This window comes from Streptomyces sp. NPDC029169 (assembly GCF_055563935.1).
In genome coordinates, this window is sequence record NZ_JBVHXA010000003.1 from 240,680 (window position 1) to 252,140 (window position 11,461).

The 11,461-nt window shown below is 72.9% G+C and carries 11 protein-coding genes; 8 read left to right on the forward strand and 3 right to left on the reverse strand.

Going from position 1 to position 11,461, the window contains the following annotated elements; translation table 11 throughout:
- Nucleotides 1-35: 35 nt before the first annotated feature.
- A complete protein-coding gene (locus tag ACZ4VI_RS07835; RefSeq protein WP_467997631.1) occupies nt 36-1,247 on the reverse strand; it encodes a pyridoxal phosphate-dependent aminotransferase in 1,212 nt (403 codons plus the stop codon).
- Nucleotides 1,248-1,548: 301 nt separating this feature from the next.
- Here ACZ4VI_RS07835 and ACZ4VI_RS07840 point away from each other — a divergent pair, with 301 nt between their 5' ends.
- Together ACZ4VI_RS07840 and mptB are read left to right on the forward strand one after the other, a co-directional pair.
- Nucleotides 1,549-2,022 carry a hypothetical protein gene (locus tag ACZ4VI_RS07840; RefSeq protein WP_467997633.1) on the forward strand — a complete coding sequence of 158 codons (474 nt, stop codon included), beginning with the start codon at nt 1,549-1,551 and terminating at the stop codon, nt 2,020-2,022.
- Between the two features lie 11 nt (nt 2,023-2,033).
- A complete protein-coding gene (mptB, locus tag ACZ4VI_RS07845; RefSeq protein ID WP_467997635.1) occupies nt 2,034-3,473 on the forward strand; it encodes a polyprenol phosphomannose-dependent alpha 1,6 mannosyltransferase MptB in 1,440 nt (479 codons plus the stop codon).
- 68 nt (nt 3,474-3,541) lie between these two features.
- On the opposite strand, the gene ACZ4VI_RS07850 is transcribed toward mptB, so the two are convergent.
- Nucleotides 3,542-5,119 (reverse strand): N-acyl-D-amino-acid deacylase family protein, encoded by a 1,578-nt coding sequence (locus ACZ4VI_RS07850; protein ID WP_467997637.1) that lies wholly within the window; start codon nt 5,117-5,119, stop codon nt 3,542-3,544.
- An 18-nt stretch (nt 5,120-5,137) separates the two neighbouring features.
- Nucleotides 5,138-6,418, reverse strand: a complete 1,281-nt coding sequence (locus ACZ4VI_RS07855) for an alanine racemase (protein ID WP_467997639.1) — start codon at nt 6,416-6,418, stop codon at nt 5,138-5,140.
- 122 nt (nt 6,419-6,540) lie between these two features.
- Between ACZ4VI_RS07855 and ACZ4VI_RS07860 the strand changes: the two genes are divergently transcribed.
- From ACZ4VI_RS07860 to ACZ4VI_RS07885, 6 genes are all read left to right on the forward strand, one after another.
- Nucleotides 6,541-7,773 (forward strand): sugar kinase, encoded by a 1,233-nt coding sequence (locus ACZ4VI_RS07860; protein WP_467998096.1) that lies wholly within the window; start codon nt 6,541-6,543, stop codon nt 7,771-7,773.
- A complete protein-coding gene (locus tag ACZ4VI_RS07865; protein ID WP_467997641.1) occupies nt 7,770-8,519 on the forward strand; it encodes an IclR family transcriptional regulator in 750 nt (249 codons plus the stop codon). Before ACZ4VI_RS07860 ends, ACZ4VI_RS07865 begins: the two co-directional genes overlap by 4 nt.
- Nucleotides 8,516-8,926 carry a RidA family protein gene (locus ACZ4VI_RS07870; protein WP_467997643.1) on the forward strand — a complete coding sequence of 137 codons (411 nt, stop codon included), beginning with the start codon at nt 8,516-8,518 and terminating at the stop codon, nt 8,924-8,926. Before ACZ4VI_RS07865 ends, ACZ4VI_RS07870 begins: the two co-directional genes overlap by 4 nt.
- A 120-nt stretch (nt 8,927-9,046) precedes the next feature.
- On the forward strand, nt 9,047-10,156 hold the full coding sequence (locus tag ACZ4VI_RS07875) for a macro domain-containing protein (RefSeq protein ID WP_467997645.1): 1,110 nt from the start codon (nt 9,047-9,049) through the stop codon (nt 10,154-10,156).
- The gene (locus tag ACZ4VI_RS07880; RefSeq protein ID WP_467997646.1) at nt 10,153-10,803 is read left to right on the forward strand and encodes a hypothetical protein; all 651 of its coding nucleotides are present in this window, start codon (nt 10,153-10,155) and stop codon (nt 10,801-10,803) included. The genes ACZ4VI_RS07875 and ACZ4VI_RS07880 overlap by 4 nt, the downstream gene beginning before the upstream one ends.
- 2 nt (nt 10,804-10,805) lie before the next feature.
- Complete coding sequence (locus ACZ4VI_RS07885) at nt 10,806-11,459, forward strand: RES family NAD+ phosphorylase (RefSeq protein ID WP_467997648.1); 654 nt, start codon at nt 10,806-10,808, stop codon at nt 11,457-11,459.
- The last annotated feature ends 2 nt before the right edge of the window (nt 11,460-11,461 follow it).

Below are 11,461 nucleotides of genomic sequence, written 5' to 3' on the forward strand. Positions count from 1 at the left end.
TCTAAAGTTGAGTGCGGTCTCGGGCGCGGCGGCCGTTACGGCTGGCTGTAGCCGTCCAGGAACGTGCCGATCCGGGTCACCGCGTCGGCGAGGTCCTTGGCGTTCGGCAGCGTGACGATCCGGAAGTGGTCCGGCTCGTGCCAGTTGAAGCCCGTCCCGTGGACCACCATGATCTTCTCGGCCCGCAGGAGGTCGAGGACCATCTGACGGTCGTCCTTGACCTTGTAGACGCTCGGGTCGAGCCGCGGGAAGAGATACAGGGCGCCCTTCGGCTTCACACAGGTCACGCCCGGGATCTGCGTCAGCAGGTCGTACGCCACATCACGCTGTTCGAGCAGCCGCCCGCCCGGCAGCACCAGGTCCTCGATCGACTGCCGGCCCTGGAGCGCGGCGGCCACCGCGTGCTGCGCCGGCATGTTGGCGCACAGCCGCATGTTCGCGAGGATCGTCAGGCCCTCGATGTACGAGGAGGCGTGGGCCTTGGGGCCGCAGACCGCCAGCCAGCCGGAGCGGAAACCGGCCACCCGGTAGTTCTTGCTCATCCCGTTGAACGTCAGGACGAGGAGATCGGGGGCGATGGCCGCGGTCGGAGTGTGCGTGGCGCCGTCGTAGAGGATCTTGTCGTAGATCTCGTCCGAACACATCACCAGGTTGTGGCGGCGGGCGATCTCCGTGAGGGAGCGGAGCATCTCGTCGTCGTAGACGGCGCCCGTGGGATTGTTCGGGTTGATGATCACCATCGCCTTGGTGCGGTCGGTGATCTTCCGCTCGATGTCCGCGAGATCCGGCATCCAGTCCGCCTGCTCGTCGCAGCGGTAGTGCACGGCCGTGCCGCCGGCCAGCGCGACGGAGGCGGTCCACAGCGGGTAGTCCGGGGCGGGGACGAGGACCTCATCGCCGTCGTCGAGCAGCGCCTGCATCGACATCTGGATCAGCTCGGAGACGCCGTTGCCGAGGTAGATGTCCTCGACGGAGAGCGGGATGCCCTTGGTCTCGTAGTGGCTCATCACCGCGCGGCGGGCGGAGAGCAGGCCCTTTGCGTCGCCGTAACCGTGCGCGTCGTGCAGATTGCGCAGGACGTCCTCGAGGATCGCCGGCGGGCACTCGAAACCGAAGGCGGCCGGGTTTCCGGTGTTGAGCTTGAGGATGCGATGACCGGCAGCCTCCAGCCGCATCGCCTCTTCGAGCACCGGGCCCCGGATTTCGTAACAGACGTTGGCGAGCTTCGTGGACTGGATCACCTGCATGTCCTGAGCTTACGGCGGGGCGGCGCGGGACGCTTCGTGTTTTGGGACACGTCGGGCGGAAGGGAGAGGTCGGACGTGCGGTGTCGGACGTGCGCCGCCGGGTGCCGGACGGGGCCGTCGGAGGTGCGCCGTCGGGTGCCAGCCGCCCGTCGTCGGACGCCTGCCGTCGGATGCCGGACGGGGTCGTCGGACGCCAGCCGTCGGGCGTCGGACGGGGGCGTCGGACGACTGCCGTCGGGCGCTCGGCCCGAATGTGACCTGGGTCGCTGGGCGGGGACCCCGCTCCGTAGAATTCGCGGCCATGAGCCACCAGGACGACCGTGCCGAAGGCGCCCCCGGGCGCCGCCGCCGTCATGCCTCGGCGCGACGGGGCCCGGGGCCGCGCCTGCTGCTGGCCGGGGGCGGGATCCTCGGCCTCGGGCTGCTGGTCGCGGTCGTCTCCGGGGCGTTCCGGTCCGGTCAGGCCGGCGGGTCGGCGCCGACGGGCGACGACGGTCGTCCGGGGCTGCCGGCCCTGATCCAGGCCGATCCCACGGACGGCCCGTCCCGGGAGTCGTCGGCCACGGGGGTCCCGACGCCGACCGGGGCGAAGGCGTCCGCGTCCGCCTCGGATGCCGCTGCCCGGCCGACCGAGTCCGGCGAGGCGACCGAGCGGCCGACGGCCACGGGGGACGGCTCCGACGGTTCTGACGGTTCCGACGGCTCCGACGCTTCGACCGGTGTCAGGCCCGGGAAGTCGGCCTCGGCCCCGGGGAAGACGAAGCGCCCGCGGTGAGGCGTCCCGTCTTGAGCGCCGTCTTCGACGCCTCCGGGTGCCGGTGGCTCGGTGCGATCGGATCGCTCGCCGTCGCGGTGGGCGGCTACGCGGCCGGGACGCTGCCGGTGCGTGAGCCGTGGGGGGTGTGGGTGCCCCAGGGGTCCGGACCGACCGTGGCCGCTGCCCTCCTCGCGTACGTCGGGCTGACGCTGCTCGTGGCGGCCTGGTGGCGGTACGGGGTGCTGCTCGCGCGCGGGGCGCGGGAGCGGGTGCTCGGCACGCTCGCCTGGTGGACCGCTCCGCTGGTCCTCGCGCCACCGCTGTACAGCGCGGACGTCTACAGCTACATCGCCCAGGGCGCCATGGTCCTGGAGGGGTACGACGTGTACGGGGCGGGTCCTTCGGTCCTCGGCCCCGGGGACCTCGGCGTGGACGCGGCGGCGAGCGTCGGCGGGCACTGGACGGACACCCCGGCGCCGTACGGACCGGTCTTTCTCGTGCTCGCGCAGGCCGTGGTCAAGGTGACCGGCGGGGAGATCGTCCCGGCGGTCCTCGGGATGCGGCTGATCGCGCTGGGCGCGCTCGCGCTGATCGTGTGGGCGGTGCGGGGGCTGGCGGGGCCGGGGGGTGGTGGGGGAGCCCTGTGGCTGGGCGTGCTCAATCCGCTGGTGCTCATCCATGTCGTCGGCGGGATGCACAACGACGGGCTCATGATCGGGCTCATGCTGGGCGGGGTGCTGCTGGCGACCCGCGGGCGGTGGGTGCTCGGGAGCGTGCTCGTCGGGCTCGCGATGATGGTCAAGTCGCCGGCGGCGGTCGCGTTGCTGTTCATCGGCGTGATGGTCGCGCGGGGCGGCGGGGTGCGCGGCCTGGTCAAGGGCCTCGTCCTGCCCGGGGCGGTCGCGGGGGCCGTCGCCGCGGCGGCCACGGTCGCCGCCGGAACCGGCTTCGGGTGGCTGCGGACGCAGAGCGTCGCGGGGACGATTCACACGGCGCTGTCCGTGACGAGTGACGTGGGGGTGGGGCTCGGGCTGCTCTTCGGGGACGGCTCCGGGGCGGTGAAGGGCGTCGTGCAGCAGCTGGGGCTTGTGGCGGCGGTGGTGATCATCCTGGCGCTGGCGTGGCGGGCGTGGCGCGGGCGGATCGATCCGGTGCGGGGGCTCGGGCTTGCGTTGGTGGCGTTGGTGGCGCTGTCGCCGATGGTGCAGCCGTGGTACCTGCTGTGGGGGACGGTTGTGGTGGCGGCGGGGGCGTGGCGGGGGCGGGTGGGGCAGGTGCTGGCCGTTCTCTCGGCGGCGCTTGTGTACGAGACGGCGCCGTCGGGGCACACGCCGTGGTACGGGTTCGTGGTGGCGGGGGTTGTGCTGGCGCTGGGGCTTGTGTGGGTGCGGTGGGCGCCGGAGGCGCCGGGGTTCGGGTCGGTGCGGGTTCCCGTGGTGGGCGGGCACATGGAGCGGACGCGCCCGTAAGGGCGCCGTCCCGTGTGCCCACCCGTCCCGCCCTGCGGGACGATTGCCCACAACGGGGTGGGGTGGGGTCAGGGGGATCGGCGGATTGATCTGCCCGCCAGGGCGTCCGTCCGCTTGCCGTTCTCGATCACGAATCTGCCGTTGATCAGGACGTGCGGGATGCCCGTCGGGAGCGTGCGCGGGGTCTCGTATGTCGAGCCTGCTGCCACCGTCGTCGGGTCGAAGAGGACCAGGTCCGCGACGTAGCCCTCGCGGATCAGGCCGCGGTCCGGGAGGCGGAGGCGGGCTGCCGGGCGCGAGGTCAGGTGGGCCACGCACTCCTCCAGGGAGAGGACGCCCTCGTCCCGTACGTACTTCCCCAGGTACTCCGGGAACGTGCCGTACGCCCGCGGGTGCGGCTTGACCCCCTGGAGGATGCCGTCCGAGCCGCCCGTGTGGACCCGGTGGCGCATGATCGTGCGGACGTTCTCCTCGTGGCCGACGTGCTGGAGGATCGCCGAGCCCAGCCTGTCGTCGACCAGGAGGCGGCGGGCCGTGGCCCAGCCGTCCAGGCGGCGGCCCACGACGCCCGCGAGGCCCGGGTCGCTCACACCCGAGATCTCGATCGTGTCCCACTCGACCGGCACCCCGTGGCAGCCGTCCGAGCCGGTCTCCTCCAGGTCGTGACGGATCCGTTCCGACGTCTCCTCGTCCCGGAGGCGCGCCAGGACCGCCTCCGGGCCGCCCTCGCTCGCCCAGCTCGGGAGCATGGCGACCAGGGTCGTGCAGCCGGGGGTGTAGGGGTACGTGTCCAGGGTGATGTCGGAGCCCTCCGCCAGGGCCCTGTCGAGCAGGGCCAGGAGGTCCGGCGCCTTGCCCTTGTTCACGCCGAAGTTCATCGTCGCGTGCGCCAGGTGCAGCGCGCAGCCCGCGTCCCGGGTGAGGGCGACCATCTCCTCGTACGCCTGGAGCGCACCGGCGCCGTACGAGCGGTGGTGCGGGCAGTAGTAGCCGTTGTACTGGGCCACCACGCGGCAGAGGTCGGTGAGTTCGGCGTCGGGGGCGTACATGCCGGGCGTGTACGTGAGGCCGGAGGACATGCCTACCGCGCCCTGCTCCATGCCCTCGGCCACCAGCTGTCGCATCCGGTTCAGCTCGGACTCCGTCGCCGGGCGGTCGTCCCAGCCCACCGCGTACATCCGTACCGTGCCTTGAGGGATGAGGTACGCCGCGTTCACCGCGATGCCGCGGTCGAGGCGGTCCAGGTACTCGCCGACCGTGCGCCAGTCGACGTCGATGTCGGAACCGTCGCCGTTCCAGCCGGTGATCGCCCGGCGGACCTCCGCGAGCGTGCGGTCGTCGACCGGGGCGTACGACAGACCGTCCTGGCCGAGGACTTCGAGGGTCACGCCCTGCGCGGCCTTCGCGGTGTGCTCCGGGTCGCGGAGCAGCGCGAGGTCGGAGTGCGCGTGCATGTCGATGAAGCCGGGGGACAGGGCCAGGCCCTCGGCGTCCAGGACGCGCCGGGCGATGGGGCGTTGACAGCCCGCCGCCGCGCCCTCCTTGACGATGGCGGCGATACGGCCGCCGTCGACGGCGACGTCGGCGCGGTACGAGTCGCCGCCGGAGCCGTCGATGACGTCCACGTCGCGGATGACGAGGTCCACGGCGACCGGCTCCTTCGGTCAGAAGAACGTACGGATGTAGTCGACGACCGTGCCGTCCGCCTCGACCAGCGGGATCAACTGCCACTTGTCGAAGGACGTACAGGGGTGGGACAGGCCCATGCCGAGCCAGTCGCCGACCTCGATCTCGGCGCCCGGCTCCGTGCGGACCCAGCCGTGCTGGTCGGAGAGGGCGGTGATGGTCATGCCCGTGGCGGGTCGGACGGCTCCGGTGCGGGCGTCGCGTACGACCTCAGCCTCGGGGAGACGGAGGTCGTACGCCGCGTCGCGCTTGCCCGCGTTGGTGAACGCCTGCTCGGGGGTCGGGCGGGAGACGACCTGGGCCCAGAGCCGGAACGCGGGCTCCAGCGCGCCCTCTTCGGGGACGCGGTTGAAGGGGGTGAGGTCGCGGTAGTGGCCGGAGTCGTGCGAGACGTACGCGCCCGAGCGGAGCAACTTCAGTACGGGCAGGGAGAGTTCGGGGATCTCCGCGAAGACGTCCGCGACCGCGTCGAACCACTCGCTGCCGCCCGCGCTGATCACGATCTCCTCGATCCCGGGGGAGAAGAGGCCGGCCTTGTCGAAGTCGGCGGCGAGGGAGACGAGGCGGTTCAGCCAGGACTTGACGCGCTCGGGTGTGGCCTGCGGCACCTGCGCCTCGTATCCGGCGACGCCGACCAGGCGCAGGGTCGTGGTCGCGGCGACCGCGTCGGCGACGGCGGCGCAGTCGGCTTCGGTACGGGCTCCGGTACGGCCTTCCTTGCCGGCGCCGAGCTCGACGACGACGTCGACGGGGCGGCGGGCCCCGGCCTCGGTCAGCGCCGCGTCCATCAGCTCGACCCCGCGGACCGAATCGACGTAGCAGATGAAGCGGAAGCCGGGGTCGGCATCGAGCTCGGAGGCCAGCCAGCGCAGGGCGGGCGCGTCGACGAGCTCGTTGGCGAGGAAGATCCGGGCGATGCCGTACGCGCGGTAGACGCGGGCCTGGTGCGGGACGGCGGCGGTGATGCCCCAGGCGCCGTGCTCCAGTTGGCGGTCGAAGAGCTGCGGGGCCATGGACGTCTTGCCGTGCGGGGCGAAGGCGAGGCCGTGGCGCTCGGCGTAGGTCTCCAGGAGGCGCAGGTTGTGCTCGACGGACTCGGCGGAGAGGGCGAGGACGGGGGTGGTGAAGCCGCCCGTGAAGAGGTTGCGGCGCTGGGCGGCCAGTTCGCCGACGGTCAGCCCCTCGGCGTCGGGCGGGAGGGCCTTGAAGCGGTGGTCGACGCGCTCGTCCGCCAGTTGCCGGGTGGGGGTGGGCTGCATGAGGTCTCCTGTGCGTTGCATTCTGTGCAACGTTCATTGCGTATGTCGCTTACGGGTGTCTAACATCCGGGCCAGCGCGGGTCAATGGACCTACATGATCGACGAGGAGCCCGTACGTGGCCATGACCGGGAGCCCGCCGTTGGACGTCGTCTGCCTCGGCGAGTCCATGGTCACCTTTCTGCCCTCCCGGCCGGGCCGCCTCGCCGACGTGCCGTCCTTCCGCCGCGCCATCGGAGGCGCCGAGTCCAACGTGGCCTGCGCGCTGGCCGCGGCGGGGCACCGGGCGAAGTGGGTGAGCCGGGTGGGGGTTGACGGCTTCGGCGACCACCTGGTGGAGGCGATCGGGGCGTACGGGGTCGACGTGTCGGCGGTCGGGCGGGACGGCCGGCGGCCGACCGGGGTCTACTTCCGTACCGCCACGGACCGGGCGACGGCGGCGCATGAAGTCGCGTACTACCGGGCGGGGTCGGCGGCGTCGGCGATGTCGCCGGAGACGGTGCGGTGGGAGGCGGTTTCGGATGGGCGGATCCTGCACCTGTCCGGCATTACCGCCGCGCTGTCGGACGGCTGCCTCGCGTTGATGCGCGAGCTGACCGCGCCCCGGGCCGGTCGCCCCCTGGTGTCGTTCGACGTGAACTTCCGGCCGGGGCTGTGGCGTGACGCCGCGGAGGGTGGGCGGGTGCTGCTTGAGCTGGCGCGGGGGGCGGATGTGGTGTTCGTGGGGGAGGACGAGGGGGAGTCGGCGTGGGGGGTGGTGGGGGCGGGCGCGATCCGGCGCGCGCTCCCGGAGCCGGGGGTCCTGGTGGTGAAGCGGGGTGGGGCGGGGGCGGTCGTCTTCGAGCGCTGCGCGGCTTCTTTCCCCACCCCGCCCCTTCCCGAACTGGGGGCTGAATGTTCAGCCCGTCCGGCGTTTGAGGACACGGCCGAAGGCCGTACGGGGTCTGGGGCGGAGCCCCAGTTTCGGGAAGGGGCGGGGTGGGGGAAGGCCCCGCGCAGCGGCCCCCATGCCCCCACGCCCGCACCCCCACCCGCACCCGCACCCGCACCCGCCCCCGATACCGTCACCTCCGTCCCCGCCCCCCGCGTCGACGTCGTCTCCCCCGTCGGGGCCGGGGACGCCTTCGCCGCGGGTTTCCTCTCCGGGACCCTTCGGGGGCTGCCCGTACGGGAGCGGATGCGGCACGGGCATCTCATGGCCGCCGCCGCGCTCACTGCCGAAGGAGACCTGGGCGCCCCCGCCCGGACCGTGCACGCCGACCGGCTCGTCGGGCTCGACGACGAGGGCTGGGGGAGACTGCACCTCGGCCCCGGCTGGACGCGGACCGGGGAGGACCAGGAGGTACGTACGCCATGAGCCAGACCGTCGACCGCGCGCTCAGCATCCTGCCGCTGCTCGCCCAGGGCCCCGCCGACCTCGGGCAGGTCGCCGACAGTCTCGGCGTGCACAAGTCCACCGCCCTGCGGCTGCTCCGCACCCTGCACGAGCACGGGCTCGTCCACCGGCAGCAGGACCTGCGCTACCGCCTCGGCGCCCGCCTCTTCGCCCTCGCGCAGGAGGCCGTCGAGAACCTCGACATCCGGGAGATCGCGCACCCGCACCTCGCCGCGCTCAACGAGCAGACCGGGCACACCGTCCACCTCGCCGTCCACGAGGAGGGCGAGGTCCTCTACATCGACAAGGTCGAGAGCCGCTACCCGGTCCGGATGTACTCCCGTATCGGCAAGCCCGTCGCGATCACCGTCGCCGCCGTCGCCAAGCTGCTGCTCGCCGACCTCCCCGAGCCCGAGCGGCGCGCCCTCGCCGCCAAGCTCGACTACCCCATGTACACGCCCCGTTCGACCCCCGACGCCGCCGCCTTCCTCAAGGAGCTGGCGACCGTACGCGAACAGGGCTGGGCCACCGACCTCGGTGGCCACGAGGAGTCCATCAACTGCGTCGGCGCGCCCATCCGCGGCGCCGACGGCCGTGTCGCCGCCGCCATGTCGGTCTCGGCGCCCAATGTCGTCGTGACGGCCGAGGAACTCCTCACCCTGCTCCCGCTGGTGCGCCGCACCGCCGACGCCATCAGCCGTGACTACTCAGGCAAGGACCACGCATGACCGAGAAGATCGCGCTCACCCCCGCCACCCACACCGCCCCGCCCGCGAAGTTCTCGCACGGCGTCAAGAAGGGCAACATCCTTCAGGTCGCCGGCCAGGTCGGCTTCCTGCCCGCCGAAGAGGGCAAGGCCCCCACGCCCGCCGGGCCCACCCTGCGCGAGCAGACCCTCCAGACCTTCGCCAACGTCAGGGCGATCCTGGAGGAGGGCGGCGCGAGCTGGGACGACGTGATCATGATGCGCGTCTACCTCACCGACGTGGACCACTTCGCCGAGATGAACGAGATCTACGACGCGTACTTCGAGGAGCAGGGCCTCAAGGCCCCCGCCTCCGCCCGTACGACGGTCTACGTCGGCCTCCCCAAGGGGCTCCTCATCGAGATCGACGCCCTCGCCGTACTCGGCTGAACGTACGCCGACCCGTTTCCGCCCCGGAAGCGGCCGGTGTCCGACCGGGCGGTCCGGTGCAATGGAGGGGGAGAGAACGAGGCTTGTGAGCTGGGCGGTGGCGGTGCGAAGCTTGCCGTCATGCCTGCTCACTCCCTCGTGCCGGAACTGCCGGAACACGGATCGGTCCTCGCGGAGGTGAGACAGGTGAGGCGAGCGGGCGTCGTCAGGCTGCGTGAGCTGTCCCTGCCCGGACTCACCCGAATCGCAGGCGAGTTATCCACCGCCGGTGTCGAACAGCTGTTACGGACCGCGGTCTCCCGGATCGGCGGCGGATCCCTCCAGGCCGCGGCCGAGTACAGCCTCGGCCTCGCGCAGGGCACCCGCGACTGGCCCGCCTCCGACCGGCGACGGCGGGCGGCCCAGGTGTACGGGGTCAGCGTGGAGCGGTTCCGCAAGCACCACGAGCTGATGGTGCTCGGGCAGATCACCGAGCAGATCATCGTGCTCGCCGGCCGGCCGAACGCCGGTACCGCACGGCCGCTGGCCCCCGTGCACCGGTCGCTGCGGCTGCGGATCCACGGGCGGTCCGAACCGGTGACCGCGCGGATCCACGTCCACTCCGTCGATCTGCTGCGCGACGTCGACGTCGTCCTCTCGCCCTCCAACACGTATTTCGCCCTCCCCGCGCCCTACAAATCGTCCGTCTCCGCCACGCTCCGGCGTGCCGGAGCACGGCTGGACCCGGCCGGGGGACTCGTCGAGGACCACATCCACGACGAGCTGGGGGAATGGGCCGCCCGGCGCGGAACGGGGGGTCGGGCGGCCCTTCCGGGGACGGTCGCCGTCACCTCGGCGGGAGCCCTCGCCGACCAGGGCGTGCGGCGGATCTACCACGTGGCCGTCGCCCAGCCCCGGCCCGGCACCAACGACTACGACGTCCAGCCGGCCGACGTCACCCGGGGCGTGGCGCGGGCCTTCGCGGTGCTCGCCGAGGAGGCGCCCCGCTTCGACCCGCCCCTCACCTCCGTGTGCTTGCCGCTGCTCGGCGCCGGCCGGGGAGGGCTCACCCCGCTGGAGAGCTTCGGCGCGCTCTGGCCGGCCGTCGAGGCGGAGCTCGCCCGGCGCCACGACTGGGAGATCCACTTCGTCGTACGCGCCCACGAGCGCGCGGATCTCATCGAGCGCCTCCTCGCACCCCTCGCGGCCCCGACCGCCCCGACCACCCACCACGACAGGGGGACAGCGTGAATCCGTACGCCGTGCTGGCGGCCGCGGCGGCCCACTGGGAGCATGTCGTCGACGGCCTCCACGGACCGCTGCGCGAGCGGCTGGCCGGGCACCTGGCCGCCGTGCGCCGCGCGCAGGACGCGGGCGACCGTGACGCGGCTGTGGAGGCGGCCGTCGAGGTGCTGCGGGAGGGGCTGCCGGAGGAGTTCGGCGAGGCCGAGGCGCAGGGGCGGTTCTCCGCCGACGTCCTCGACGACGTCTACCGGGGGTTCCGCGCGGAGGACCTCGCGGTCCTGGTCCTCGACGGGCACCGCATGGTCGGGCCCGTACTCGGACCGGTACGCGAACGGCTCCTCGCGGCGCCCGCGCTGAACGCCGACACCGTACTGCGGCGCGGGGGCGACCCGTACGCGCGCGAACTGATCCGGCTGCGGGGCGCGGGAGGCGTGCTGCGGCTGCCGCGGTTCCAGTTCGCCGAGGAGAGCCTGCCCTGGATGGCCGTACTGGAGGTGAACCGGCTCCTGGAGGCCGACCGCGACCCCTGGGGCGCGGCGGACTGGTGGCTGTCCCCGAACGCCTGGCTGGGCGCCGCGCCCGCCGAGCTCCTCGGGAGCCCCCGGGAGCGCCAACTGTCCGACCTGGCACTGCTCCTGATGGAAGGGGAGTAGCCGTGCCCCACTACCGGCCGCCGGCCGCGATGACCGGCACCCCCGGCAAGGTCACACTGTCGCGGGGCACCATCCTGTACCGCGTCCACGCGGCCCACCGCGACGCCGCCGCGTTCAACCCCGTGCCGGCCCACTGCCTGTACGGCGGCGGGCGGTTCGACGGCACGGCGTGCGACCCGTACGGCTATCTGTACGCGGGTCTCGGCGCCGAGGCGGCGCTCTGCGAGACGCTGCTGCGGTCCCTGCCGTTCGACCCGTCCGGCGGGCCCCGGCTGCTGCCCCGCGTGAGCATCGCGCGGCGGAAGCTGTCCCGGCTCCGGCTGGCCGCGGACCTGGACGTCGTCCCCCTGGTGTCCGCGCGCGACCTGGCCGCCGTGCACCAGGACAGCTGGCTCGTCCACACCGAGGCGCACGACTACGCCTACACGCGGGACTGGGCGCACTGGATCCGGCGGCACACCGAACCCTGGGCGCAGGGGCTGATCTGGTCCTCCAAGAGGGAGCCGGGCGACCGGACCGTCGTCCTCTTTGGCGACCGCTGCCCGCCCGACGCGATCGAGACCGTTCCCGAGGGGGCCGTGGACTTCTCCACGCCCGAGGGCGAGGAGTGGCTCGACTCCGTACTCCAGCCGTACCACGTGAGGCTCGCGACCTGACC

Excerpts from the sequence above, each read along its gene's own strand:
- ACZ4VI_RS07835 (WP_467997631.1), bottom strand. The coding sequence starts at position 1,247 with ATGCAGGTGATCCAGTCCACGAAGCTCGCCAACGTCTGTTACGAAATC.
- ACZ4VI_RS07840 (WP_467997633.1), top strand. The coding sequence starts at position 1,549 with ATGAGCCACCAGGACGACCGTGCCGAAGGCGCCCCCGGGCGCCGCCGC.
- ACZ4VI_RS07855 (WP_467997639.1), bottom strand. The coding sequence starts at position 6,418 with ATGCAGCCCACCCCCACCCGGCAACTGGCGGACGAGCGCGTCGACCAC.
- ACZ4VI_RS07860 (WP_467998096.1), top strand. The coding sequence starts at position 6,541 with ATGACCGGGAGCCCGCCGTTGGACGTCGTCTGCCTCGGCGAGTCCATG.
- ACZ4VI_RS07865 (WP_467997641.1), top strand. The coding sequence starts at position 7,770 with ATGAGCCAGACCGTCGACCGCGCGCTCAGCATCCTGCCGCTGCTCGCC.
- ACZ4VI_RS07870 (WP_467997643.1), top strand. The coding sequence starts at position 8,516 with ATGACCGAGAAGATCGCGCTCACCCCCGCCACCCACACCGCCCCGCCC.
- ACZ4VI_RS07875 (WP_467997645.1), top strand. The coding sequence starts at position 9,047 with ATGCCTGCTCACTCCCTCGTGCCGGAACTGCCGGAACACGGATCGGTC.